At 46.9% G+C, this 26,158-nt stretch carries 28 protein-coding genes; 8 read left to right on the forward strand and 20 right to left on the reverse strand.

All coding sequences use genetic code 11. From position 1 onward, the window contains the following. Positions 1-17 precede the first annotated feature (17 nt). The 12 genes from B0680_RS07260 to B0680_RS07315 all read right to left on the reverse strand — a co-directional run bounded on the left by B0680_RS07260 (position 18) and on the right by B0680_RS07315 (position 12,119). On the reverse strand, positions 18-878 hold the full coding sequence (locus B0680_RS07260) for a carbon-nitrogen hydrolase family protein (protein WP_078254435.1): 861 nt from the start codon (positions 876-878) through the stop codon (positions 18-20). Between the two features lie 241 nt (positions 879-1,119). Then, positions 1,120-1,320 (reverse strand): sulfur carrier protein ThiS, encoded by a 201-nt coding sequence (gene thiS, locus B0680_RS07265; protein WP_078254436.1) that lies wholly within the window; start codon positions 1,318-1,320, stop codon positions 1,120-1,122. A gap of 54 nt (positions 1,321-1,374) precedes the next feature. Beyond that, positions 1,375-1,743 (reverse strand): DUF423 domain-containing protein, encoded by a 369-nt coding sequence (locus B0680_RS07270; protein WP_078254489.1) that lies wholly within the window; start codon positions 1,741-1,743, stop codon positions 1,375-1,377. A gap of 65 nt (positions 1,744-1,808) precedes the next feature. Then, on the reverse strand, positions 1,809-2,666 hold the full coding sequence (rpoH, locus tag B0680_RS07275; RefSeq protein WP_211271266.1) for an RNA polymerase sigma factor RpoH: 858 nt from the start codon (positions 2,664-2,666) through the stop codon (positions 1,809-1,811). A gap of 415 nt (positions 2,667-3,081) precedes the next feature. Next, positions 3,082-3,414, reverse strand: coding sequence for a sulfurtransferase TusA family protein (locus B0680_RS07280; protein ID WP_078254438.1), 333 nt, complete (start codon positions 3,412-3,414; stop codon positions 3,082-3,084). A 171-nt stretch (positions 3,415-3,585) separates the two neighbouring features. Continuing rightward, positions 3,586-4,017, reverse strand: a complete 432-nt coding sequence (locus tag B0680_RS07285; protein ID WP_143821388.1) for a hypothetical protein — start codon at positions 4,015-4,017, stop codon at positions 3,586-3,588. A gap of 172 nt (positions 4,018-4,189) precedes the next feature. Next, positions 4,190-5,173, reverse strand: a complete 984-nt coding sequence (gene oppF / locus B0680_RS07290) for a murein tripeptide/oligopeptide ABC transporter ATP binding protein OppF (protein WP_078254440.1) — start codon at positions 5,171-5,173, stop codon at positions 4,190-4,192. 3 nt (positions 5,174-5,176) lie between these two features. Beyond that, complete coding sequence (gene oppD / locus B0680_RS07295; protein ID WP_078254441.1) at positions 5,177-6,154, reverse strand: oligopeptide ABC transporter ATP-binding protein OppD; 978 nt, start codon at positions 6,152-6,154, stop codon at positions 5,177-5,179. A 63-nt stretch (positions 6,155-6,217) separates the two neighbouring features. Beyond that, positions 6,218-7,117 (reverse strand): oligopeptide ABC transporter permease OppC, encoded by a 900-nt coding sequence (gene oppC, locus B0680_RS07300; protein ID WP_078254442.1) that lies wholly within the window; start codon positions 7,115-7,117, stop codon positions 6,218-6,220. A gap of 34 nt (positions 7,118-7,151) precedes the next feature. Then, positions 7,152-8,072 carry an oligopeptide ABC transporter permease OppB gene (gene oppB, locus B0680_RS07305; protein WP_078254490.1) on the reverse strand — a complete coding sequence of 307 codons (921 nt, stop codon included), beginning with the start codon at positions 8,070-8,072 and terminating at the stop codon, positions 7,152-7,154. A gap of 437 nt (positions 8,073-8,509) precedes the next feature. Further along, a complete protein-coding gene (locus B0680_RS07310) occupies positions 8,510-10,132 on the reverse strand; it encodes an ABC transporter substrate-binding protein (RefSeq protein WP_078254443.1) in 1,623 nt (540 codons plus the stop codon). Positions 10,133-10,436: 304 nt separating this feature from the next. After that, a complete protein-coding gene (locus B0680_RS07315; RefSeq protein WP_078254444.1) occupies positions 10,437-12,119 on the reverse strand; it encodes an ABC transporter substrate-binding protein in 1,683 nt (560 codons plus the stop codon). 303 nt (positions 12,120-12,422) lie between these two features. Here B0680_RS07315 and B0680_RS07320 point away from each other — a divergent pair, with 303 nt between their 5' ends. Next, entirely contained in the window at positions 12,423-13,928 is a 1,506-nt protein-coding gene (locus B0680_RS07320; RefSeq protein WP_078254445.1) for a M48 family metalloprotease, read from the forward strand. A 167-nt stretch (positions 13,929-14,095) separates the two neighbouring features. On the opposite strand, the gene B0680_RS07325 is transcribed toward B0680_RS07320, so the two are convergent. Genes B0680_RS07325 through yihA form a run of 3 tightly spaced genes read right to left on the reverse strand, consistent with a single transcriptional unit; the run spans position 14,096 to position 16,157 of the window. Beyond that, complete coding sequence (locus tag B0680_RS07325) at positions 14,096-14,542, reverse strand: GatB/YqeY domain-containing protein (RefSeq protein WP_078254446.1); 447 nt, start codon at positions 14,540-14,542, stop codon at positions 14,096-14,098. Positions 14,543-14,584: 42 nt separating this feature from the next. Beyond that, the gene (rsmI, locus tag B0680_RS07330; RefSeq protein WP_078254447.1) at positions 14,585-15,421 is read right to left on the reverse strand and encodes a 16S rRNA (cytidine(1402)-2'-O)-methyltransferase; all 837 of its coding nucleotides are present in this window, start codon (positions 15,419-15,421) and stop codon (positions 14,585-14,587) included. Further along, positions 15,414-16,157: a ribosome biogenesis GTP-binding protein YihA/YsxC gene (gene yihA / locus B0680_RS07335; protein ID WP_228143769.1), complete on the reverse strand. Its 744-nt coding sequence runs from the start codon at positions 16,155-16,157 to the stop codon at positions 15,414-15,416. The genes rsmI and yihA overlap by 8 nt, the downstream gene beginning before the upstream one ends. A 241-nt stretch (positions 16,158-16,398) precedes the next feature. Between yihA and B0680_RS07345 the strand changes: the two genes are divergently transcribed. The 4 genes from B0680_RS07345 to B0680_RS07360 all read left to right on the forward strand — a co-directional run bounded on the left by B0680_RS07345 (position 16,399) and on the right by B0680_RS07360 (position 19,325). Continuing rightward, complete coding sequence (locus B0680_RS07345) at positions 16,399-16,698, forward strand: c-type cytochrome (protein ID WP_228143770.1); 300 nt, start codon at positions 16,399-16,401, stop codon at positions 16,696-16,698. Positions 16,699-17,005: 307 nt separating this feature from the next. Beyond that, a complete protein-coding gene (locus B0680_RS07350) occupies positions 17,006-17,701 on the forward strand; it encodes a c-type cytochrome (RefSeq protein WP_078254450.1) in 696 nt (231 codons plus the stop codon). 200 nt (positions 17,702-17,901) lie between these two features. Next, the gene (locus B0680_RS07355; RefSeq protein ID WP_078254451.1) at positions 17,902-18,984 is read left to right on the forward strand and encodes a hypothetical protein; all 1,083 of its coding nucleotides are present in this window, start codon (positions 17,902-17,904) and stop codon (positions 18,982-18,984) included. Continuing rightward, positions 18,972-19,325, forward strand: coding sequence for an RnfH family protein (locus B0680_RS07360; RefSeq protein WP_078254452.1), 354 nt, complete (start codon positions 18,972-18,974; stop codon positions 19,323-19,325). Before B0680_RS07355 ends, B0680_RS07360 begins: the two co-directional genes overlap by 13 nt. Before the next feature lie 39 nt (positions 19,326-19,364). Here B0680_RS07360 and B0680_RS07365 read toward each other — a convergent pair whose 3' ends face one another. Continuing rightward, complete coding sequence (locus B0680_RS07365; protein ID WP_078254453.1) at positions 19,365-19,751, reverse strand: outer membrane protein assembly factor BamE; 387 nt, start codon at positions 19,749-19,751, stop codon at positions 19,365-19,367. Positions 19,752-19,992: 241 nt separating this feature from the next. Here B0680_RS07365 and fur point away from each other — a divergent pair, with 241 nt between their 5' ends. Continuing rightward, on the forward strand, positions 19,993-20,427 hold the full coding sequence (gene fur / locus B0680_RS07370; protein ID WP_078254454.1) for a ferric iron uptake transcriptional regulator: 435 nt from the start codon (positions 19,993-19,995) through the stop codon (positions 20,425-20,427). Positions 20,428-20,573: 146 nt separating this feature from the next. Here fur and B0680_RS07375 read toward each other — a convergent pair whose 3' ends face one another. After that, the gene (locus B0680_RS07375; RefSeq protein WP_078254455.1) at positions 20,574-21,611 is read right to left on the reverse strand and encodes a type IV pilus twitching motility protein PilT; all 1,038 of its coding nucleotides are present in this window, start codon (positions 21,609-21,611) and stop codon (positions 20,574-20,576) included. Between the two features lie 116 nt (positions 21,612-21,727). Here B0680_RS07375 and B0680_RS07380 point away from each other — a divergent pair, with 116 nt between their 5' ends. Together B0680_RS07380 and B0680_RS07385 are read left to right on the forward strand one after the other, a co-directional pair. After that, positions 21,728-22,435 (forward strand): YggS family pyridoxal phosphate-dependent enzyme, encoded by a 708-nt coding sequence (locus B0680_RS07380; protein WP_078254456.1) that lies wholly within the window; start codon positions 21,728-21,730, stop codon positions 22,433-22,435. A gap of 55 nt (positions 22,436-22,490) precedes the next feature. Further along, entirely contained in the window at positions 22,491-23,717 is a 1,227-nt protein-coding gene (locus B0680_RS07385) for an NnrS family protein (protein WP_078254457.1), read from the forward strand. Positions 23,718-23,779: 62 nt separating this feature from the next. On the opposite strand, the gene B0680_RS07390 is transcribed toward B0680_RS07385, so the two are convergent. The 3 genes from B0680_RS07390 to queE are packed head-to-tail and all read right to left on the reverse strand — an operon-like array spanning position 23,780 to position 26,119. Next, entirely contained in the window at positions 23,780-24,412 is a 633-nt protein-coding gene (locus B0680_RS07390) for a trimeric intracellular cation channel family protein (RefSeq protein WP_078254458.1), read from the reverse strand. Then, positions 24,413-25,375, reverse strand: a complete 963-nt coding sequence (locus tag B0680_RS07395) for a multidrug resistance efflux transporter family protein (RefSeq protein ID WP_078254459.1) — start codon at positions 25,373-25,375, stop codon at positions 24,413-24,415. A gap of 21 nt (positions 25,376-25,396) precedes the next feature. Beyond that, positions 25,397-26,119, reverse strand: a complete 723-nt coding sequence (gene queE, locus B0680_RS07400; RefSeq protein WP_078254460.1) for a 7-carboxy-7-deazaguanine synthase QueE — start codon at positions 26,117-26,119, stop codon at positions 25,397-25,399. Between the last annotated feature and the right edge of the window lie 39 nt (positions 26,120-26,158).

Genomic DNA, 26,158 nt, shown 5'->3' on the forward strand with positions numbered 1-26,158 from the left:
CAATAAGGGCAGATGAGTTAAGCGCCCAAGCGATGACAGTCAAAAATCGGCATCACTTGGCGGATTTTGGTTTGCTTGGCAGAGTCAAATTCGGCATACACCACTGCATAGCCATCAGCGCCGATGTCGGTCGTGCCACTATCTACTATCACTTTGCCACTAGCATCCACCACCAACGAATGCCCCCAAGTCTCTCGTGTGCTTGAGCCGATGTGATGGCTGCCGCCTTGTGCCGAGCCGACGACTAGGCACTGACTATCCAGCGCACGGGCTTGCAGGAGCAGTTGCCAATGTGCCTTGCCCGTCTGATAAGTGAACGCCGCAGGTACGGTGATGATGTCCGCACCCATTTGGCGTAGCCGCTGTGCTAGTGCAGGAAATCTGACATCAAAGCAAATCATCATGCCAATGCCCACCGCCACGCCATCGATGGTGCAGTCAGCGACGACAAGTTTATCGCCCGCTTCAAAGGTCTTGCCTTCATCATAATTGCCTGTGGCATCATCGACGGTAGCACGAAACAGATGGATTTTATCATAGCGAGCCTTGATAGTGCCTGTGTCGTCGATAAGTAGGCTCACTTGTCGCACCTTGTCATGGGCGACGGCTGTGCCATTGGGTCTGGTGGGGCAAGGCAGTGTACCTGCTAGGATATGTACGCCATGAGTCTTGGCAAGTGATTGATAAAATTGACAAATTTCATCAAATCTATCGGCAAGCTCGCTTTGGCGACCCATGACGCAAGCATTCTCAGGCAGGACAATCAGCCGAGCACCGTGCGTGACGGCATCACCGATGGCATGGGTGATGATGGCAAGGTTGGCGTCGATATCGGTTTGGCTGTTCAGCTGAATACTAGCGATACGGATGGTGCTCATGGCTCGTCCCTGTGGTGTTGGCGGGTGATGGGTTTTTTAGACTTTTATGGTTTGGCTTTATTTGATAAAATTTAAGAAAAAATCTCAAAGTGCAAACCAAGTATAAAACAAGTTAAAAACAGCTTGCAAAAACCTGCTTGATGTGCGATAGTACAAACATACCCAATGATTGTCATTTTATTACTAACAGGCTGTGATAATCATTGGGTATTTTTTTATTTAATCAGGCTAATAAGCGTCATCAGCCACCGCCGACAGCTTGTACCACTTCGATGGTCATGCCATTGCTAAGTGGAGTGTCGGTTAGGCGAGATTTTGGCACGAGCAGTCCATCGATTTCGACGGCAAAGCGTCCTTGGGTCAGTCCTTGTGCGGTCAGTAGCTCAAGCACGGTGGTAGCTGTCGTTTCAATCGCTTGTCCGTTTAGCAGTAACTGGGTCATAAAGATATCCGTTTTTGTTATCTGATGGATTGAGTGATGCAAGATAATCGTTTATCAATGCTTAACAGTATGACGACCAAAAGCAAGCAATAGCCATGCTACGATAAACAGCGTCCCGCCAACCGGTGTAATCGCACCGAGCCATTTGGGTGCGCCTAATGCCATCGCATACAGGCTACCGCTAAAAATAATGATACCGCCTTGCATCAGATAGGCAGACTTATCAGCACGGTATTGGCTCACTGTGTGCAACACACCAATGGCAAGCAGTCCTAAGGCGTGTACAAACAGATACAAGGTGGCCGTCTGCCAAATGTCGATGGCATAGCTATCGGCAAATTTTTTGAGCCCATGTGCGCCAAACGCCCCAAGACCCACGCCAATGGCAAGATTCAGTGCTGCGATTTTTAGCCAGTTCATCATCATATCATCTGTGAATCATTCGCTTGTGGCTTGATAAGCTTATCCAAGCGGATGATGGTTATTGTTTAGTCATTTTCCAAAATCATACGGTCAAGCGTGATGGCTTCTTTGATTTTATCCATCGCATTTTTTTCGATTTGGCGGACTCGTTCGGCGGAGATATTGTACACCGCGGCCAGCTCATGCAGGGTGGATTTTTGGTCGGCGAGCCATCGCTGAGTGATGATGTCTCGTGAGCGGTCATCAAGACTGTCCATCGCATCTTTTAGGGCGTTGGTGGTGTTCTCTTCCCAGTCGGCTTCTTCGACCATATCGGCAGGGTCGGCGGCATCTTCTAAGAATAACTGCGGTGCATAACGCCCATCTTCATCATCTGAATCCTGTGCTTCAAAGGACGCATCGTAGCTAGTGAGCCGTGATTCCATCTCAAGCACTTGTTTGACGGTGACATTCAAATCATTGGCGATGGCGGTGGCTTCTTCGAGTGTCAGCTGATTGCTGGATTTTTTAAGACTTCTTAAATTAAAAAACAGCTTGCGGTGCGCCTTGGTGGTGGCGACTTTGACGATACGCCAGTTTTTGATGACAAACTCGTGAATCTCGGCCTTGATCCAATGCACTGCAAAGCTGACCAAACGCACGCCTTTATTGGGATCAAAACGCTTGACTGCTTTCATCAGACCAAGGTTACCTTCTTGGATCAGGTCGGCTTGGGAGAGTCCATAGCCTGAGTAACTGCGTGCGATATGAATCACAAAGCGCAGGTGACTCATGACAAGCAGGCGCGCCGCTTCGACATCGCCATCATTGTAGTAGCGCAGGGCGAGCTCTTGCTCTTGCTCTGGGGTGAGAATGGGGATTTGGTGCACGGTATTGATATATGCACCGAGATTGACCCCTGGCGCGGCTAGGTGCGTTGGCATCGCAGGCACAAGCTCTTTGGTCGGGATACTGTGCTTGTCGGTATCGCCATGATCGATGATTTGTGGGCGTTTGTTGGTGGGTTGGGTGTCCGATTCGTCCAAGTCATCGATGTCATCAATCAGCGTCTCGTCAAAATCATCGAGCTCGCCGATGAGTTCATCATCAAGCACATCTTCATAATCGGCATAATCTTCATCATAGCCGTCGTCATAATTATCATAGCTGTGACCATCATAATCATCGTGATAGTCATCGTGTCGGTTTCTTGGTGCCATTGTTTCCACTAAATTTTGTTATTCATTGCTTTGTATTGTACGGCAAATTGGCGGTCGTGGCTAGTGTTAGATGTGGTTGTTTTATAAATTTTACAATCAGCAAAGTTTGCGGTAATTTTTAGTTAATTAATATAATTTATTAAGGTTTTATGATAATAAAATGATAAATTATTGTATTAGCCTGCTCACTTTGCCATGCATGGACGGTATAACCGTTTTTTTGGCAAAATGCCACCAAGTCGTGCTGAGAATTTTTGTCCGTGGCAATCAGATATAGTGCCTTGCCATCGGCGACTGAGCGCAGGCTAAGCTTGGCTTTGAGTAGTGGCATTGGGCAGGGTAGATTGCGTGCGTCAAAAAAAGCCGTCACCGTATCTAGTGGTAGGGTAGCCTGATGTAGCTGATCGGTCAGCTGTGCCGATAGTTCTGTTTGGTCAGGCGTATCTAAAAAATCAAAGATAGGGCTTGTCATGGGTACTGTCTTAATTTTGGCAATAGATTTGAGTGATTGGGCTTTTTATAAGGGCAAAACTTGATTTATCAAGGTGAATTGCTTGTGTGGTGATGTGAAATTGAGCACAATAATACAAGCAACTTAGACTTTTGCTTTGTAACTTCGTTTGGACGGCGATTGATTAAAGGTTTAAATATCATCAAAGATATTTTCTGCTAAATTCAAGCCGTGCTCTTGGCAATACTTTATATCTTGCAAAAATGATAATGAAGTATCGCTTGCCCAAATGTCATTGATGAGATATTTGCCATCAACTTGTTTGAACTGAAAGTCGTTGTATTCGGTCTGACCATGATTTTTAAAAGTGGCACGAACATTACCGTTCTTTAGCACGGTATATTTAATATTTCTGATGATTGGATCTTGTCCGCCAATATAACCCCAGTCTTGACACGGTACCCCATCTGCAGGCGTGCTAGCGATGTCATGATCAAGTGCCAATTTTAGTGTGGGACTTGCATTGTTTGAGATAATATCCTGTCTTTGATCAAGATTTTGATACACCTTCTTTACTACAGAAATCTTTTGTTGATTGGGTGTCTGTTTTGCATTGGCATTCAAGGGGATGATCGCTAGACTTGCCAATAGGGTTGGATAAAAGAATTTTTTCATTGGATGCCTTGTATGGGTTGGTTAAGATTATCATAGCATGATTGTAAAATTGATGTGCATGATTATTTGCCCAAAAATAAAAAAATCGGCTCATATTGAACCGATTTTTTATCATCTCAACTTACACCTGTGCGTGTAAGCACGCCACTTGATGATCCTCATTACCAGCAAGGCTTGGCTTGGTCTGGGCGCAAGCATCGGTGGCTTTTGGGCAGCGAGTGCGGAACACACAGCCTGATGGCGGATTGATTGGGCTAGGTAGATCGCCTTCAAGTAGCTGTACTTTTTTGGTACGCTCAAGCTCCGGATCAGGCAGCGGTACGGCTGACATCAGTGCTTGGGTGTAGGGATGCGTTGGCTTGTCATACACGGCGGTGTCAGTACCGACTTCAACAGCATTGCCCAGATACATCACCAATACACGATCTGAGATGTGCTTGACGACAGATAGGTCGTGCGCAATGAAAATCAGCGCCAAGCCCATTTCTTCTTGGACTTCTTGGAGTAGGTTAATCACCTGCGCCTGAATCGATACATCCAGTGCCGATACTGGCTCATCACAGATGATTAGCTTTGGGCGTAGAATGAGCGCACGAGCGATACCGATACGCTGACACTGACCGCCTGAGAACTCATGTGGATAGCGGTTGATGACATTGGGCAATAGACCCACTTTTTTCATCATCTCACGCACACGCTTGCCGATTTCTTCATTGCCAAGCTCAGGATGATAAGTACGCAGTGGCTCAGCGATAATATCACCGACGGTCATACGGGGGTTCAATGATGCCAACGGATCTTGGAAAATCATCTGAATTTCTTGGCGTTTTTTCTTCCAACCTTTTTCAGATAAGCCGACCAATTCTTCACCATCAAACAAAATACTGCCTGATTTGGCTTTGACTAGACCAATGATGGTACGAGCCAGTGTCGATTTACCACAGCCTGACTCACCGACCACGCCTAAGGTTTCGCCTGCTTTTAGGTCAAATGACACGCCATTGACGGCTTTTAGGGTGGCAGGCTTTTGCCAAAAGAACGCACCTTTTTTATGAATGTCAAAATGCGTTTGTACATCGCGAACTTGTAATAGTGGGGTACTCATGCATTATTCTCCTACAGGTAGATTTGGGTGCTTCCAGTGGCAGGCGCGCTGACGCTCATTCGGCAAGAATTGCAGCTCAGGCGGTGTGCTGTGGCAGATATCCATAGCGTATTGGCAACGCTCAACAAATGGACAGCCGACTGGTAGGTTCAGTAGGTTTGGTGGGTTACCCGGAATGGTAGTGAGTCGCTCATTGTCATTATCTAGGCGTGGCACAGCACCGAGCAGACCGATGGTGTATGGATGCGTCGGATTATAAAAAATCTCTTCGGTCTTGCCATATGCCATCGTACGACCAGCATACATCACTAGGATACGATCACAAGTCCCCGCCACGACGCCCAAGTCATGGGTAATCATGATGATGGTGGTGTCAAAGTCACGCTTTAGGTCGTTTAGTAGTGCCATGATCTGTGCTTGCACGGTGACATCGAGTGCAGTGGTCGGTTCGTCAGCGATCAGTAACTTTGGACGGCACAGTAGCGCCATCGCAATCATCACACGCTGACGCATACCGCCTGAGAACTCATGTGGATACATACCGATACGCTTGCGAGCTTCGGGGATTTTGACCGCATCAAGCATGCGGATGGATTCTTCCCACGCTTCGGCCTTGCTCATGCCCTTATGCAGCACCAAGACTTCAGACAGCTGATCGCCCACTTTCATAAATGGGTTTAGGCTGGTCATCGGATCTTGGAAGATGATGGCGATCTCATTAGCACGAATTTTGTTCAGCTCATGCTCTGGCATTCCGACCAGTTCTTGGTCACGGAATTTGATTGAGCCTTCGGTGCGACCATTTTTGGCAAGCAGTCCTAGAATCGAAAAGGCGGTTTGGGATTTGCCCGAGCCTGATTCACCGACGATGCCAAGCGTTTCGCCTTGATTGAGTTTGAAATTGAGTCCATTGACGGCAGTGACCAAGCCGTCTTCGGTGGCAAATTTGACTTTTAGGTCTGATACTTCTAATAAAGCCATGTTGTTCTCCTAAGGTATGACAATCCCCATACCTTGTTAATATCCTTAAATCTGTGTCATCTGTTAGCGATCTTTTGGATCAAGTGCATCACGCAGACCGTCACCAATGAAGTTAAAGCAGAACAGGGTGATGGTCAAGAAAACAGACGGTACTAGCAGTTGCCATGGTGAGACTTGCATGGTCTGCGAGCCTTCTTGTAGTAGTGCGCCCCAGCTGGTCATCGGCTCTTGAACACCTAGACCCAAAAAGCTTAGGAATGATTCAAACATAATCATACCCGGTACAAGTAGCGATGCATAGACCACGACCACGCCAAGCACGTTTGGTACGATATGGCGGGTAACGATTTTCCAGCCAGAGACGCCGCCGACATGAGCCGCTTCGATGAACTCTTTGTTTTTTAGGCTCAAGGTTTGACCACGTACGATACGAGCAATATCAAGCCAAGACACCAGACCGATGGCAACAAAGATAAAGATGATGTTACGACCAAATAAAGTCACAAGCAAAATCACGAAGAACATGAATGGGAATGCGTTCAAGACTTCAACAAAACGCATCATCAGCATATCCACTTTACCGCCGACGTAGCCTGAGATTGCGCCATAGATAGTACCAAATAGTACCGCAACGAATGCACCAGCGATACCGACCATGAGTGAGATGCGACCACCGACAGCGGTACGCACCAGTAGGTCACGACCAAGGTTATCCGTACCAAAATAGTGTTTGGTCTCCATCGATGGTGCTGATGCCATATTTGCCCAGTCGGTATCGGCATAGCCAAATGGCGCAACCATCGGCACAAAAACCACAAAAGCGGTAATCAGTAGCAGAATAAATCCACTGACCAAAGCGGCCTTGTTATGAGAAAAGCGACGCCAAGCATCTTGCCATAGACTGCGTCCTTTGATTTCTTTGACTTGAGTAGGTGCTTGCGTGGCACTTGCAGTGTTAGACATAAACAATCCTTTAAAAAATATCGTAATCGAACGCTTAGTATTTGATTTTTGGGTCGATGACAGCGTATAGAATATCAACGATGGCGTTGAATACGATGGTCAAGACACCAACCAAAATGGTTAAGCTAAGCACCAAACTATAGTCACGGTTCAATGCACCATTAACAAATAGCTGACCAATCCCTGGCAGACCAAAGATGGTTTCGATGATGATTGAGCCTGTGATGATACCTACGAATGCAGGGCCAAGATATGAGATGATTGGCAGTGATGCAGGGCGTAGGGCGTGCTTGATGACGATATGACGTAGCGGTAAGCCTTTGGCACGTGCGGTACGGATAAATTGACTGTTCATGGTCTCAATCATTGAGCCACGAGTGATACGAGCGATACTTGCGATATAGCTTAGGGACAAAGCGGTGACAGGTAGCACTAGGTTCATAAACGCACCGTCGTTCCAACCACCTGCTGGGAACCATTTGAGCGTTACTGCAAAAATCAGCACCATCAGCGGCGCTTTGACAAAGCTTGGGATTGCCACACCAGCCATTGCCAGCGTCATCAGACTGTAGTCGAATACGCTGTTTTGCTTGAGTGCTGCGATGACACCCATAGTAACACCGATAATGACCGCAATCACAAATGCATAGATACCAAGCTCAATCGAGACTGGCAGAGCATCAGACAGTAGTCCATTAATAGTATGGTCTTTGTATTTAAAAGATGGGCCAAAATCACCGTGTAGAAGTTGTTTTAGGTAATTTAGGTATTGTAGCCAAAGTGGGTCATTGAGATTGTATTTGGCTTCGATATTGGCAAGGACGGCAGGTGGCAAGTTACGCTCACCAGTAAAAGGGCTACCCGGTGCCAAACGCATCATAAAAAACGAGATGGTAATAAGAAAAAGTAGCGTTGGAATTGCTTCCAAGGTGCGTCTAAGAATTAGTTTAAACATGAAAAAACCTCTGTTTTGCCAATTGGCAAAAGCTTCCATTGATTTACCACCACCCACACAAATCAATATCCATGTGGTGGGCGTGCAAAGTATGCTTGAATCATGCCTATATCGACATAGATTCTGGCTTTGCAGCTATATATTAATAACTACTCTTAAGTGTGACAGTGTGATGCTTGTTGAGATACAAACATTTACACTATTATATCAAAAGATGAATACAGATTATCAGTTTATTCGAAGTTTTTTGCTATGACGTTATCAATAAATCCGTAAAAAGCCCCATTATATAGCGTAATTATGCATAATAAATAAGAATTTTTATGAATTTATGGAATAATGATAGAAAGTAAGACGTATTGGCGAATAAAAAAAACTGCTTATGCCACCATGATGACATAAGCAGTATTGTGCTAATGTTGCTAATAATTATCAAATTATTGCAATGTCCAGTACTTGGCGTGCCATTGATCGAGTGGATCTTTGTTGGCGTAGTTGCCGACACGTGGCTTAACCAGACGCACATTGGCATAGTAGAAAATATCAATGTGGGCGTGGTCTTTATCAAGAATGCCTTCGGCTTGCTCGTACAATTTGACACGATCAGCATCAGACAGATCTGCTGCCAAAGTTTGCGCCATCACTTTGTCAAATTCAGCCGACTTATAGCGTGTCCAGTTGTTGGTGTTGTTCGACTTACGCAGATTTAGGAAAGTCGATGCTTCGTTGTAGTCGCCACACCAGCGAGCACGAGCCATCTGATAGTTGCCATTACGACGGCTGTCGAGATACGACTTCCATTCTTGGTTGGTCAGATTGACATTGACAAAGCCAAGCGAGTCTTTCCATAGGCTACTGGCTGCTACGGCGATTTTCTTGTGGCTTTCGTTGGTGTCGTAAAGCAGGTCAAAATTCAGCGGATTTGACTCGCTATAGCCTGCTTCGGCAAGTAGTTTTTTGGCTTCTTCGATGCGCTTGGCTTTATCCCATGCTTGCCATTCTGGGGTGTATTTGACATTGCCCTTGATGGCGGTTGGGGTGAATTGGTACGCCACCACTTGACCTTGACCCATCACTTTTTCGGCGATTTGTTCACGATCGAGCGTCAATGCCAGTGCTTGACGCACCTTTGGATCGTTAAACGGTGGTTTTTCGTGGTTTAGGTCATAATAATAAGTACATAGTGTTGGTGCGGTCTTTAGTTCATCGCCATGATCTTTTTTGAGCTGTTCAAATTGCTCTGGTGGCAATTCGCTTGCGGTGATGTCAATCTCACCGGCTTGATAGCGCAGCACATCAGTGGTGGCTTGTGGGATTGGTAGTACCGTTAGGCTCTCAAGCTTGACTTTGTCGGCATCGTAGTAGCTTGGGTTCTTTTGTAGGACGATTTTTTCGTTAATCACCCATTCGCTTGGCTTATACGCGCCATTGACGACGATATTGGCAGGATCTGTCCATTTTTCGCCAAATTTCTCCACCGTCGCACGATGTACAGGCTGTACCGATGAGTGAATCATCATATCCACAAAATACGGCACAGGCTCAGATAGGGTGATTTCCAGTGTCTTATCGTCAATCGCCTTGATGCCTAGCTCTTCAGGCTTAACCTTACCATCGATGACGGCTTGGGCATTGACTAGCTTAGCATCTTCTAGGTAGCTTGCGTAGTACGAACCTGTGGCAGGATCGACCAGACGGCGAAAACTATACACAAAATCCTCAGCGGTCACAGGATCGCCATTTGACCATTTGGCATCACGCAGCTTGAATGTCCAGACCTTGTTATCGCTCGTCGTCCATTCGGTAGCGATACCCGGAATCAGATTGCCGTCATTGTCCGTGCTGACTAGACCTTCTGAAAATTGGCGGATGATATTAGCTTCTTGGACGCCTTGAGCCAATTGCGGATCAAGCGTCTCAGGCTCGCTGGCATTGTTGATGGTGATGCCGGTTGGATTAGCGGTGGCAGCAGGCTTGGCGGTGTCTTTTGAGCAAGCGGTAAGTGTCAGAGCTAGACTCAGTGCCAATCCGACAGAAAGTGTGCTGGGTTTAAAAAACATGAATGCGTCCTTGAAAGTAATGCTATAGCCAAATATCACAATGGGCTTAAGTGCAACAGTCTAGCGTTTAAATACCAATCACCATGCTCATACATGGCAGTGACCAAAGTTGGCTATCCGATATGTGGATAAAACAGTTTTGAATAAAACTATTTAGATAATACCTGAATGTGTGCCAAATGACAAGGGGTTGATTGATGCCTGATTTACCTATGATGGATTCATATATCGGCATAAAAAAATAGCGACAAGCACTTGGTCTTGTCGCTATACTTCATTATAGAAGTGCTATTGCAATCACGGATTAGTGTTTTGCAATTTTTAGGTTCTTGATGTGCCAATTGCCCATTGGGTCTTTGTCAGAAAAACCGATGACATATGGCTTAACCAAGCGTGGCGCAGTGTATTGATATACAAAGATGGTAGCAGTGTCTTTATCAAGCTCAGCTTCTGCTTGACGGTAGATGTCAGCACGTTGTTCAGCCGTAACGTCACCGCCAAGCGTGCTTGCCATTAGCTTATCAAAGGCAGGGCTGTTGTATTTGCCGTAGTTGCTTGAGTTGTCTGACTTAAAGGTGTTCAAGAAGGTTGATGCTTCGTTGTAGTCAGCACACCAGCCGCCACGCGCCATCTCATGCTTTTGGGTACGGCGAGTTTCTAGATAAGTTTTCCATTCTTGGTTGTTAAGTGTTACTTCAACAAAGCCAAGTGAATCTTTCCAGAATGACGATGCTGCCACTGCCAAAGTCTTGTGCTGTTCGTTGGTGTTGTATAGTAGTTCAAACTTCAATGGATTTGATTCGCTATAACCAGCTTCAGCCAAGAGTTTCTTCGCTTCTTCGATACGCTTGGCTTTATCCCAAGATTTCCACTCAGGCTCAAAGTTTTTCATACCTTGGGTGGCTTCAGGGGTGAATTGATAAGCGACTTTTTGACCTTGTTTTAGGATGCTATCAACGATGATATCACGATCTAGAGCCAATGATAGTGCCTTACGCACACGTACATCATCAAATGGCGCTTTGGTATGGTTGAACTCATAATAATAAGTACAAAGCTTTGGTGGCTCGATGACTTCAGCACCCAACTCATTTTTGAGCTGATCATATTGCTCTGGCGGTAGTGAGTCAGCAGTCATGTCAATCTCACCTGCCTTGTAGCGTTGTACATCAGTGGTTGCAGCAGGTACGACTAGCAAGGTAGCTTTGTTGATGGTGGTCTTGGCATCATCAAAGTACTGCGGGTTGCGCTCAAGTGTGATGCGCTCATTGACCTGCCAGCTGCTTAGCTTGTATGGACCATTGACGACGATATTTTCGGGCGCAGTCCATTTGTCGCCATGTGCTTCGACGACTTTTTGGTTCACAGGCTTGACTGATGTGTGAATCAACATATCAGGGAAATATGGCACAGGCTCAGATAGGGTGATTTCAAGTGTCTTATCATCAATGGCTTTGACGCCTAGCGTGTCAGGCTTGGCTTTGCCGTCAACGATGTCTTGGGCGTTAACCACTTTGGCATCCGCTAGATAAGTGGCATACGGTGATGCGGTGGCAGGATCGCCAAGGCGACGCATTGAATACACAAAGTCATGGGCAGTTACAGGATCGCCATTGGACCATTTGGCATCACGTAGCTTGAATGTCCAGACCTTGTTATCGGTGGTTTCCCAGCTTTCTGCCATACCCGGAATGGTGTTGCCGTCGCCATCAGTGCTGGTTAGACCCACGAACATTTGGCGTAGGATATTTGACTCAGGCACGCCTGATACTTTGTGCGGGTCAAGCGACTCAGGCTCGGCAGCGTTGTTGATGGTGATTTCTTGAGTTTCGGCCAGTTCTACCTTGCTCGCATCAGTAGCTGCTGCGGCAGGTTCGGCTGTTGGTGCGGTATTTTCGGCTTTTTTGTCACCACCACAGGCAGCCAAAACGGTAGTAAAGCCAAGCGCAAGTGCTAGGCGAGATGGTGTCATCAAAGAATTTTTCATAATCTGTCCTTATATGAATTAAATCAGCGTTCCAAGTGCTTGGCGAATATTTGGCATTCTACAATTTGTCAAATGCTGAACATTGTGGACAAAACAAGCAACATCCGTGCTGATTATCTCCCTGAACAGAATTTGCCAAATTACTGCGTGAATATTGCTAAAAATGACTTGGCAACAACTTATATTGACAAAATGTAACGTTAATGTCAATAGATTTAACAAAAATTGCCGAAATTCGATGGAAGTATTCGTCATAATGAATAAATGTAGAAATATTAAGTTGATAATGAGTGAGCAATTTAAATGCGAAAATCAATTCAATGCACAAAAGTTACCTATGGTGTTGTTGCACTAGCCGTATCGATGGGGCTAAAACCTGCGTTGACTTATGCCAATCCATCACAGCCATCGCCATTGGTGCTACCTGCCATGACGCAGGGCGCAGGGTTTTATGAAGTGCATCGCAATGAGCAGATTGCCGCTTGGTCATTACGCCAAATCAACCGTGAGCTACCGCTCGTCACCGATCCATGGGTCAATCAGGTGCTGATGCAGCTATCTGGCGAGATGAATGCCGTCGTGCGTACTCGTCAGCTGTATGCCACGCCATTGATTATGGATAAGAATATCAATGCCTTTGCTGTGCCGGGTGGCTTGATTGGTATGAATACAGGAACGATATTATCCGCTCAGGGACTAGATGAAGTGGCGAGCGTCATCGCGCATGAGATTGCGCATATCAGCCAAAAGCACTATGAGCACCGCATGGAGAATAATAAGCGACTCATGGCACTACAGCTGGGTGGTCTGTTGGCGGCGATTGCTGCATCGGCAGCAGGGGGTGACGCAGCACTGCTTGCGATGGCAGGCTCACAGACAGCAACCGCCGAAAATGCCGCCACGCACAGCCGTGAGCACGAAAAAGAAGCTGATCGTGTCGGTATGCAAATCTTGGTGCAGGCAGGCTATGATGCCTATGCGATGCCAAGATTTTTTGGGCGATTACAAAGACAGCTGAACATCAATCAAGCAAAAAATGCCTTTATGCCAAGCTTTATGCAGTCGCATCCCTTCACCGCCGAACGGCTCAGCGAAGCCAATGCCCGAGCAGCCAGCCATCCTGCACCTATGATGAGCGCCAAGCAAACCCAAGCCAAGCTATTTGACCGCTGGGTGTGGCGTATCAAATATCTCACTAATCAAACATCGCATACCGAGCTTGTCGCCAACGCCGCCCAAAGTGATGGCGCAAAGCTTGCTTTAGCGACTTATTTGGCAGACCGTCAGCGACATGACGAAGCCAAGCAAGTCTTTGATGGCGTAGCGTTTGACACCGCTGATACGCTTGTGTGCTTGACCAAATCGCACCTGTCATTTGCCAAAAAAGACTATCAAAGCGCCATCGAGATACTCACGCCATGCCAAGCTATCTATCCCGAGCGCCGAGATTTACGCTTGGTGCTTGCCAATTATCATATCCATCATGGCGATGGTCAAAAGGCAAATAGCCTACTCTCGCTACTCACCCAAGATGGTTCAAATGACCTAGTGGCGTGGCAATACGCCGCCCAAGCCTATGAGCTGATGGCAAGAAGTGCCCAAGATGACATCGCCAAGACCATCGCCACCATCAATGCGCTCAGAGCGCGTAGCCAAGAAGCACTGTGGCAGGGGCAATATCAAGCGGCCTTGCAGTCCATTGCCCAAGCTGAACGGCTAGCAGGCGAGCAAGAACGCACCAAGATGATACTAACCATGCTCAAAAAAGATAAAGAAGCCATTGTGGATGCGCAGGAGTTTAAACCTTAGCTATTAGCTGTTAATGAACAAAGTATGTCTATAAAATTCAAAACATATTTGATTAACTGATAAAAATATTTAAAAAGTTATCCAAAAGCATCAGACAAACAAAAAGTGACAATTGATATCGCCACTTTTTGTTTTTGTGGGTTTTGTTCAATTTTGATAAAAATTGATTAACCTGCTAGTGCTTTTTTGACCAAGCCTGAAATTACCGCAGGGTCAGCTTGACCGACGGTTTTTTCTTTGACGGCATTCATCACTTTGCCCATGTCCTTCATGCCAGCTGCACCAGTTTCGCTGATGGTTGCGGTGATGATGGCGGTTAGCTCATCATCAGATAGCTGTGCTGGTAGGAACTGCTCGATGATGGTGATTTCAAACTGTTCTTTTTGCGCCAAGTCTTCACGGCCATTGGCTTGATAGATGGTCAATGACTCTTGACGCTGTTTGATTTGCTTTTGTAGTTGCTCAAGCACCGCTTTGTCATCAAGCTCAATTTGGCTGTCAATTTCGATTTTTTTGAGCGCAGCTTGGACATTGCGTAGGACTTTGACGGTGTCCATTTCACGGGCTTTCATGGCGGTTTTGACCGCTTCGGTGAGTGTATCTTTTAGGCTCATTGCTATTCTCCTGTGTTTATACCATTAAGTTTAAATTATATATCATGCACTTTGTAGGGCAAGCAGTCTGTCATAGACGGCAGATTTTTTAAGTCCCAAGACATCAGCAACGACAGCGGCGGCTTTTTTGGGCGGTAGCTCTTGGGCGATGCGTAGTAGCCATGTGTCATAGTCTTGGACTTCTTGCTCGGTGTCGTCAGCACCTGCCACGACGAGTACGATTTCACCTTTTTGTTGATTGGCATCATTTTTGACAAAGTCAAGCAACTCGCCAAGTGGCAGTTTTTTGATGGTTTCAAAAGTTTTGGTTAATTCACGGCAAAGCGTTGCTTCACGATGTGCACCAAATACCGCCATCATATCAGCAAGACTGTCGATAATACGATGTGGCGCTTCATAAAAAATCAGCGTCTCAGTACGATTTTGCCATGCTTCTAGCGTCTTTTGTCTGCCATGACTTTTGGCTGGCAAAAACCCAATAAAGCTAAACTTATCCGATGCCAAGCCTGCCGCTGACAATGCCCCAATCATCGCACACGCACCGACAATCGGCACGACCGTGATGCCATGCTCATGCGCCGCCTTGACTAGGCGAAAACCGGGGTCAGACACCAGTGGCGTGCCTGCATCGCTGATGAGTGCAAGCGATTGCCCGCCGAGCAGTTTGTCAATCAATCGCTCGGTTTGGCTGTCGGCATTGTGCTCATGATAGGCGATTGTCGGGGTGTTTATGTTAAAATAATTTAACAATTTAGCTGATGTGCGAGTATCTTCGCAGGCGATGATATCGACGCTTTTGAGCGTATCGATGGCACGAGCGGTGATGTCAGACAGATTGCCAATCGGTGTGGCGACGATGTATAGCACGCCTTTATTCATCGGTAGTCACCGCTTGAGTGTCAGTTGCATCAGTGTCTGATGGAGCGTCTGTTTGTGTACTGGTATCAGCGTTGTCATTTGATGAAGTGGCATCATCAGCTTTGGCTTTATTATCAATCTGGGCTAAATGTAGCCATTCGCCAAGTACAAGTGCAAGCTCATCCATGCCTTCTTTTTTGAGTGCCGAAAACAGCTGAATGCTAAATGGCAAATCCAGTGCTTGTAGCTGTTTTTTGGTGGCAAGTAGGGCGGTTTTTTGAGCACCACGCTTTAGCTTATCTGACTTGGTCAATAGCACGTGCACAGGCAGGCCGCCATCTTTTGCCCAGTGGAGCATCTGCTCATCAAAGTACTTAAGCGGATGGCGAATATCGGTCATCAACACAAGCCCAACCAATGATTTGCGTGAGACCAGATATTCTTCTAGCTCTTTTTGCCACTTGATTTTCATACTCTCAGGCACGGCGGCATAGCCATAACCTGGCAAATCGACGATACGAGCTTCATCTGCGCCCACCTTAAAAAAGTTAATCATCTGCGTACGCCCCGGCGTCTTGGATGAGCGGGCGAGCTGTTTTTGGTGGGTGATGGTGTTGATGGCGGATGACTTGCCAGCATTTGAGCGGCCAGCGAATGCCACTTCAAAGCCACTGTCTTCGGGGCAGAGCTTGAAAGTCGGTGCGGACATCAAAAAACTGGTTTGGTGAATTTTTTTTAAATAGTCGGTGCTGTTCATGAGTTCAATGTTGATAGGATTTTGGGCTAAGTTTACCACGAAGGGCGTCATCTTTAAAGGCAAAGTTTGGCAAAGTTGCGATATCGGCACATTGTGCTTAATAATAATGACAATCATTCAAAAAAGCAGTTACCAAATTAGGCTTGTAATTACAAGAAAAATGCTGATAATAAAAGGCTAAAAGATGTGATAAGTTTTGGTATCCAACCAGTGTCATCATCTGATGCATAAGGAAAACTTAGTGAAACAATTAAGCCTAATGGCAACATTACTGTGCGTGGCTGTGGGTGTTGGTGCTCAGGCATCAGCCGATGTTGCCAGTACTTACCAAAAAAGCTGTGCCGCTTGTCATGACAGTGGCAATCTGTCTGCGCCAAAAAAAGGCGACACGCAAGTTTGGCAAAAACTCAAAACCCAAAAAGGCATGGACGGCTTGGTCAAATCCACTCGTCAAGGGATGCCACAGATGCCTGCGATGGGTCTGTGTCAGACGTGTAGCGACAAAGAATTTGCCGAGTTGATTGACTATATGAGCAAATAAATGAGCGACTGAGTGGCGGTGGCTTGGTAACATAAAGCGGGTCAAGTGCGGTTAAGTGGATTAATTTTTGAACAAAATTCAGCGATTTATCCCCGATTTTTAGCCAAAAATTCACTTTTTTGAAAAAAATGTTACTAAAACCACAATTTTTGTAGGAAAATTTAGCCAACTCTTGCTATAATAGCAGAAGTTTTTAGGATTATGCCCAATCAAGTGGCTGTAGAACATAAATATGCGCTGAATTGACACCGTCATTCAAGCATCGAACAAAACCCAAGACTTAGCCAAGTTAGTAGGAAATTGTCATATGAAACCTGCAAAAAAAGTAACTTTAGCCAAATTTGCCCTAGCGATGGGTATCGGTTTGACAGGTCTGTCAGCCAATGCTGTTTCTTATCCTGTACCTGCCTATGACATCGAAGCAGGTAAAGCCATCGTTGATGCCAACTGTGCTGCCTGTCATGGTGTCAATGGCGTGAGCGTTGCCCCTGCCCAGCCAAACCTTGGCGGTCAAAACATCAAATATCTCTATAAGCAATTGGTGGATTTTAAGACCAAAGCACGTCGTAACGGTGTGATGGAAGCGCAATTGGCAGGCCTGACTCAGCAAGATCTTGCCAACGTTGCAGGCTACTATGCCAACCAAGCACCTTGGATGCCGGGCTATGGTAACAAAGCAACCGTTGCCGCTGCAACCAAGCTATATCTAGGTGGTGACAAGACTCGTGGCGTGATTCCATGTGCAGGCTGTCATGATCCAAAAGGTGCAGGCAATGCCTTTGCTGCATTCCCACGTCTAGGCGGTCAGCACGCAACGTATATCGCAACTCAGCTAAAACTATTCCGTGCTGCTGGTCGTGAAGACGAAGTAGCTACCGATATGGAAGTGCGTACCAACGACGCTGCCAAAAAAGGCGAAAAAGGCATGATGCAAGTTGTTGCTTCAAAGCTGTCTGATCGTGATATCAAAATCCTATCAGAATACATTTCAGCATTGCACTAATCTGTGTTTTGCACCAAAAAAGCCCCGTTTGGGGTTTTTTTGTTGATGGCAGGGTGGTAAAAACGGTCTTGGTAAGTTTGGTGTGTGCCAAGATTGACAGGGTTTAAATTGACAAGGCTTAAGATGGCAGTGTGAACAATTGCACATCTTGACCAAATTTAATGCTAAAATAGCACAAACTTTTACTCATGGTGAAAACTATGCTACATCGTTATATGGTCTTTTTTGTGGCGAGCAGTTTGCCACTGTTGTTTGTCGGTCAAATCGCCCCAAACATGGCCAGAGAGTTGGACTTTTGGGTACTGTGGTTCATTGCCATGGTGGTTGTCGGTCTGCCTGTGCTATTTGCTGAATTTGCGTTGTCGGCTCGTTCGGGGCAGACGCCTTGGCAAGGGATGCAAAAGCTGACCCGTGAAGCAGATGCTAGCCTTGTTTGGCGTGGCTTTGCGGTGCTGTCTGTGTTGGTGGCGATTTTGATTGCATCAAGCATCAGCGCACGTATTGCAGCAGGTGCGATGTCGCAGTTTGGTGAGATGAGTCGCACTATTGGCGTACCAAGCTTTGGTGTGGCGGCAGGCGTGTCGGTGGTGGCACTGATTTTAAGCTTGCTCAAGGCTCGTCTGCTACCTGTGGGGATGCTACTTGTCATCGCAGGCTCAATGATTGCTCTGCTTGACAGCTCGGTGAGTGTGCCTGTGATGACGGATATCAGCCTTGGTGAATGGGCAAAGGCGGTGGTGCTGGCACTGCTGTGCGTTGGCGTGGGTAGCGGTCTGTACTGGTTTGGTGGGATGAGTATTGCACCGCATCTGATGCAGGCCAAAAAATCTTTGACAGGCTTTATTGTGCCTATTTGGCTTACTCAGCTGATTTTTGGGGCGTTTGCACTGCTTGCCGGCAATGCTTTGGTGACCGTGCCATCGTTTATTGTGACAAGTCTGGGTATGCTGTTGATTGCATCATTTATGCTGTATTATGCAGGGATGCAGTTGATGGCACGCTTTGGTATGGTACTTGGCTTAGTGGCGACTTTGGTGCTGACTTTGGCTTTGAGCGTTGTACCTGTGCAGGCGTTATTGATGGCGCTGATTGCGCTAAGTCTAGTGGCAGTGCTGCTGCTGTCGGTGTTTTCAGGCTTTGTGATGAAAATTAGCCATCTAAGAAAGACACTGAATTTCAATAGCGAGATGCGTTATAACCTGTGGCGTGTGCTGGTGCGTATCATTGTGCCGATTGCCATTGCGGTAGCGGTGGTAGGATTGGTGCTTGAATGGCTAGCATGATTGAGATTGCCATCAGTCATGTGAGTGCTGATGGCAAGCAGTATTATCAAGAGCTGTCAGTGCCTGTGGGTACAACTGTCATGCAAGCGATCGGTATGAGCGACTGTGACACGCAAGATACGCTTGCATGGTTTGGCGCATGGTGTGATGAGCATCAAGCTGATGAGCCCAATCACAAGGCATGGTATGTCGGCATCTATAGCCAAAAAGTGCGCCTAGATACTGTGCTGACAGACGGCGATCGGGTAGAGATTTATCGAGCCTTGACCATTGATCCGATGGCAAAACGCAAATCCAAATCCAAAATCACACTCAAAAAACTTGGCTATAAACCGCTATAAAAAAATCCGCTCTAGGGCGGACTTTTTATACATATCAAATCAATGACGAGTCGCAGGCAGGCTGTCTTTGCCATCGATACGCACGACACGACCTTGATTATCAAAATAAATGCTTAGATATTGGCTGGCATCTTTGACATTCGGTTTTTTCTTTCTTTTGCCATCAGTGCCTGCGGTGTAGTCATACAGATAGTCCCAGCGGTTTGGCGCAAGCGTATCACGCATCGACGGCGAGCCAAGTAGATACAGGACTTGGTTGGCGTTCATGCCGATTTGCACCTTATCCGCCTGCGCTTGAGACAGTGGCGTACCTTGTGGCAAATCGATGGTATAAACACGAAACACATTACAGCCTGTCAAAGCAAGCGTCGCCACCAATCCGATGCTGGCAAATTTTAAAAGCGTTGATTTTTTTGTGGTTTGCATGGTTGCTCCCATGGATAAACGGTTAATCAGACCATATTAAACATAACGCATCGATTATGCAAGTAAATTTGGCAAGTTTGGGCGTTGATTTTACATTTTTATAAGACTTATCCATGATTTGGTAAAACTCATCGTGATGTTTTGCTTGCAGTTACGATTTAAAGGTGCAACATTGCGTTTTTTGTGGTAAATTATGGCTTATCTATACATTGTTATATTTTGAGATTTTTAAGGGTTGATTATGGCTTTTACAAATAAAGATTTGCGCAAAGCAGGACTGAAGGTAACGCTACCACGCATCAAAATTCTTGAACTGCTTGAAAATGCCGAACATCACCACATGAGCGCCGAAGATGTCTATCGTGCTTTGGCAGAGCAGGGCGAAGATGTGGGCTTGGCGACGGTGTATCGTGTGCTGACGCAGTTTGAGCAAGCGGGTATCGTTGAGCGTCATAATTTTGAGAATAATCTATCGGTATTTGAGATTGTCCAAGATGAGCATCATGACCATCTGGTGTGTGATGTTTGTGGCAAGATTGTTGAGTTTCATAACGAAGTCATTGAAGCTGAACAATTTAAAGTGGCTGAAGAGAACGGCTTTAAGCTGTCGGGTCATTCGCTGGTGCTGTATGGTGTGTGCGACAGTAGCGAATGTCAAAAAACCGCCGAAAGCTAAGCAGTATTAAGCAACAGCTAATCGGTAGCTGATAAACCAAATCAGTAAAATTGGCAACATAAAAAGCCTTTATAAAAGCTTGGCAGTGCGTTCATTGCCAAGCTTTTTTGTTTATGCAATCAAGTTAAATTTGCCAAAACAAAGCATCAAAACAAAGCGCTGTCGCTTGCGTGCTCACGAGCGGTATCGATGCTGATTTTGCCTTGTGCGAGTAGTGCTTTGAGCGACTGATCAAGGCTAATCATGCCGTGTGCTTGCGAAGTTTGGATCACTGATTGTAGTTGTGATGGTTTATTTTCACGAATCAAATTGGCAACCGCAGGCGTGTGTGTCAAAATCTCAAATGCAGGCACACGACCGCCACCTGTGGCAGGTAGCAGCCGCTGAGCGATGACGGCGGTGAGCGAGTCGGCAAGCATGGTGCGAATCAGTGATTTTTCGGCGGCATCAAAGACATCGACAATGCGATCAATGCTTTTGACGGCGCTCGTGGTGTGTAGTGTGGCAAGCACCAAATGCCCTGTCTCTGCTGCGGTGAGCGCTAGGCGAATGGTCGTCAAATCACGCATTTCACCCACCAAAATCACATCAGGATCTTCACGCAGGCTCGCTCGCAATGCTTGCTCAAAGCTGTGCGTATCTCGTCCAACTTGACGCTGAGTGATGAGCGATGCGCTGGATGTGTGGATAAACTCAATCGGATCTTCGATGGTGATGATGTGCGCTTGGCGAGTGTGATTGATGTGGTTGATGATGGCGGACAGCGTGGTTGATTTGCCCGAGCCTGTTGCCCCTGTGACAAGCACAAGTCCTGTATGCTGATTGGCAATCGGCGTGATGAGCGGCGCAATCCCAAGCGCATCAAGGCTTGGCACGGATGATGGAATGACACGAAACACCACTCCTGCACCCATTTGCCCAAAAAACGCATTCACCCGAAAGCGAGCCACAGCCGTCTGTATGCCAAAATCCAGCTCTTTTTGGGCTTGCCAAGTCTGATACTCATCAGCACTCATCACCGAGCGCATCATCTCAAGCACCGTCTGATGGCTGAGTGTGGGTAGCTGAAGTGGTATCATCTGCCCATCAATACGAGCCATCACCGGCTGATGTGCTGATAGGTGCAAATCGGATGCGCCTTTTGCGTGTGCAAAGCTGAGTAGGTCGGTCAAATTCGGTGTCATTTTATTATCGCTAAAATTAGATGTGCTTATTAAAGCAAAACTTGGCAAAATACACAAGCCATCAGCAAATTATGCTACAATATTTATCATAAAAACAGCCAAACGATAGGTGTGCTATGTCATCACAAGATGTTCAAAATTATGATAAAAATGAATTACTTAATCATTATCAAGCTGTCAAATCTGCACTAGATACCGCAAATGTACTTGCTAATCGCGCAGCTAGCCCTTGTGGATTGATTGCAGTGTCCAAGACCAAGCCTGCTACTATGATTGCTGATTTGGTGGCGATTGGGCAACAAGATTTTGGCGAGAATTACTTACAAGAAGCACTTGGTAAAATCGATATGCTCAAAGATTTGCCCATCACTTGGCACTATATCGGTAGCATTCAGCGTAACAAAACTCGTGATATTGCCAAATATTTTGATTGGGTGCACACCATCGAGCGAGATGTCATCGCCAAGCGACTGAATGAACAGCGAGCAGGATTACCACCCTTGAATGTACTTATCCAAGTCAATATCGATGATGAAGACAGTAAGTCTGGCTGTCTGCCTGATGAGTTACCGTCACTTATCCGTGCGATGATGGATTATGAGAATTTGCGCCTGCGTGGGCTGATGGTCATTCCTGATAAGGCGGGTAGTGATGCCTTTGTCCGTACTAAGGCGTTATTTGATGCGATGGCAGCGCAGTTTGAGCTACCACACTGGGACAGTCTAAGTATGGGGATGAGCCATGATATGACGGATGCGGTGGCGCAGGGGGCGACGATGGTACGTGTCGGCACGGCGATTTTTGGTGCACGAGATTATCGCTAGTCGCAGGGTGTAAGCTTGTCATCATAATCATTAAACATACAAATAAGGTTAAGCCATGCTAATTAATATCGCCAAACCACAAAAATCCCCACATCCTGTGCTTAATCTCGGCTTTCGGATATTTTTTCTAAGTGCGTCCGTCTTTGCCATCATCACGATGGTGGCGTGGCATTTGTTGCTCATTGGGCAGGTGCAGTTTTTGGCGGTGCTAAACCCTATCTTTTGGCATGGGCATGAGATGCTGTTTGGCTATGGTTGTGCGGTGATTGCTGGGTTTTTATTGACAGCGGTCAAGGCATGGACGAGTGTGCCGATGCCTGTGGGCTGGCGATTGTTTGGGATTTTTGTGCCGTGGCTCATCGCACGAGTGTTGTGGCTTGGTGCGGGCATCATAGGTAGCGATGTGGGGCTTGTGATGGCTTGGCTGTGCGATGTGCTGTTTTGGGTGCTGACGACTTTTGTGGTGACTCGTGCGGTGTGGCTGGCTCGTCAAAAGCGCCAAGCAGGTATCGTAGCCAAGCTTGTGCTACTGCTACTGTGTCAGCTTGGCTTTGGTGTTGGCATGATGAGTAATGAGCAGGCGTGGATGAGCGTGTCGCTGTATGTTGCTCTGTTTCTCATCGTCGGCGTGGTGCTGACGATTGGGCGTCGGGTGTTGCCGTTTTTTATCGAAAAAGGCGTGATGGTCGGCCGTGATGGCAAGCCTACAGGCGAGCAGGTGGCACTGCCTAATGCGCTTTGGCGAGATAGAATTAGCCTAATCAGCTTTATCGGTGTGGCGATTGGTACTTTGTTATCGCAGCCTGTACTTTTGACGGTGAGTGCGCTTGTGTGTGCAGGGGTCAATGCGTGGCGATTGATTGGCTGGTATCATCAGGGTATTTGGCAAAAGCCGCTCTTGTGGTCGCTGTATCTGTCGTTTTGGGGCTTGGTGGTGTCACTACTGCTACTTGCATGGCTACCATGGACAGCATACAGTCTAAGCCTTGCTGTGCATTCGCTGGCGCTGACTGCCATCGGTATGACGACGGTGGCGATGATGGCTCGGGTAAGTCTTGGACATACTGGGCGTAATATCCATGCACCGCCCAAGCTGACTGCGCTGATGTTTGGGCTGATGATACTGTGCGTACTGGTGCGTGTGTTTTTGCCGATGATGGTGGATGATTATTTACAAGTGCTCAGCTACTCGCAGCTACTGTGGGTGATGTGCTTTGTGCTGTTTGTGATTGGCTTTGGGCGGATGCTTATGCAGCCGAGAATAGATGGCATCGCAGGGTGATGGGTTAAACAACAAGCCATTTTGTAGAAAATGGCTTGTTGTGGCGATTAAAAATAAACCCGTTACCGTCTCAACTGTATCGATGGCAAATGCCAATCAAACTTCACCGCCAGCATCCGTATGCCAAAGATGGTCATTAGCGCCACCGTCTCACGCACCCAGTCAGCGACACCAAAGTGCAGCAGTATCAGATATAGCACCGAGCCTGCGATACTTGCTGAGATGTAGATTTCTTTTTGGAGCACTAGGGGGATTTCGTTACAAATCATATCACGCATGATACCCCCTGCGATGCTCGTCATCACCGCCATCAAGATGGCGATAATCGGATGCGCATCAAAGGATAATGCCACCGTCAGCCCAATCACGCTAAACGCCGCAAGACCAATCGCATCAAATAGCTTGAGTATCCCATCAATCCGCTGATGACGATGAAAGAACATCTGCCCTAGGATGGATGTTAGCGTAATCACTACGACATAGCTTAAATCCGTCATCCAAAACAGCGGATGGCGATCCAGCATCACATCTCGGAGCGTCCCGCCACCGATGGCATTGACCATCGACACCAAGATACAGCCGAACAAATCAAATCGCTTGTACAAAGCAAGCGTCGTCCCAGCGATGGCACAGGCGATGATGCCGACCATGTCGAGCAGATAGATCATTTGTTCAGGGCTAAACGGTAAATTCATCTAACTTTGTATCCGACAAAATAACACAATCCCAACGCTCACCATTACAATGCCAATCCAGCTCATCACTGACGGCATCGGCGTACCAAGCAGTAGCACACCACCAATCAATGAGAAAATCACTTCGGTGGCTTGAGTGGCATCCACTCCTGCGATTTGACCGCTATTGCTTGCCTTAGAGCGGGCGAATAAAAACAGCGATGTGGCGATGACACCGGCAAATAAGGCGACCAACAGCGAATTGAACGCCTGCGACACGCCAAGCATCGGTGGCTGGGCAATGAGTCCAAGCACGAGCCAAAACGGTAGCGAGCCCACCGATAATAGCCATACTTTATGCAAAGGGCTAGCCATTAGCTCGCTGGTCAAATGCGGTACTTTGGATAACAAAGGATGCGTTGATGGTGGACGAGTGGCATACCAAACCAGTTGATTGCCAATCGGGAAACAAAATCCCGCCACTAAGCAAGGCAATGCACCAAGCAGTAGCAAAGTCGTCAGCGAACCTGTCGTACCGCCATGTAAACCTTCACCGATATTGGTCAGCACCACCCCAGCAAAGATCAGCACGCTGGTGGCGATCACTTTTTTATTGATCGTCTCGCCAAAGAGTGCAAGCACGATCAGGCTTGCCACTGTCGTAAACTGAAAAGTCGCTGCGATCACCCAACCAGGTGCATGATCCGCACCAAAGCATAGCGGTGCATAAAATAACCCAAAGCCAATACCGCCTGCGATGCACCAAAATTTATAATGCTCGCCAAATAAACGGCACAGGCCGACAAGCGTACCCACACCACTTTTGATGGCAATCATCACGGACAGCAGTAGCCACATAAACACATAGCGCATGGATGCCGACCAGAACCAATGACCACCTTGGCTTGCCATCAGCTCATTGAGCACAAAAGTCGCACTAAAAAATGCCCCTGCGACCACACCGATTAGGATAAGCTTTAGCATTACGACATCCTTGTTTGCTGATTATTTACCTTTGGCGTCTGCCCAGATGATTTTGTGTAACTGAAGCCCAAAACGCACCGGCAAGCCATCAGCCAGTATCCATTCGGCTAGTTGTGTTGCCATATTTGGCACTTCGCCCTTGTGAGCGGTGTGGACATCAAACATTGGCGAGAACCATACCGTACCGACTTTTTTGTCAAGCTCATAAGCGTGTAGCTGTGCCACCGCCCAGTCATAGTCCGCACGGTCGGCGATGACGATTTTGAGTTGGTCGTGATGAGTGAGATAATCCAAATTCTTCCACAGATTTTTATTCATCTCACCGGATGAAGGTGTCTTTAGATCCATCACTTTTGAGACGGCAGTAGGGACATCCTTGACAGATAATGCTCCTGCGGTCTCAAGCGAGATTTCATAACCCAAGCTTAATAATCTATCCATCAAAGCGATGGCATTGGGCTGTGCCAGAGGCTCACCACCAGTCACGCAGACTCGCTTGCACGGATATTGACTGATATGATCAATAATCTCATCTAAGCTAAAACGCTCACCGCCTGTAAATGAATAAGTGGTATCACAATAAGTACAGCGGAGCGGACAGCCTGTCAGTCGGATAAAAATCGTCGGCAATCCTGAGGCCAATGCTTCACCTTGTAGCGAATAAAAAATCTCGGTGAGCTTTAGCCCTGCTTGTGGGTCAGTGGTGGGGATTTTGGTGTTGCGAAGTGGGTCGGTGATGGTCATTGTACTGGTGTGTCAATTAAATTGGCTATTGTAACGAAA

This window comes from Moraxella pluranimalium (assembly GCF_002014825.1).
Lineage (GTDB): Bacteria > Pseudomonadota > Gammaproteobacteria > Pseudomonadales > Moraxellaceae > Moraxella > Moraxella pluranimalium.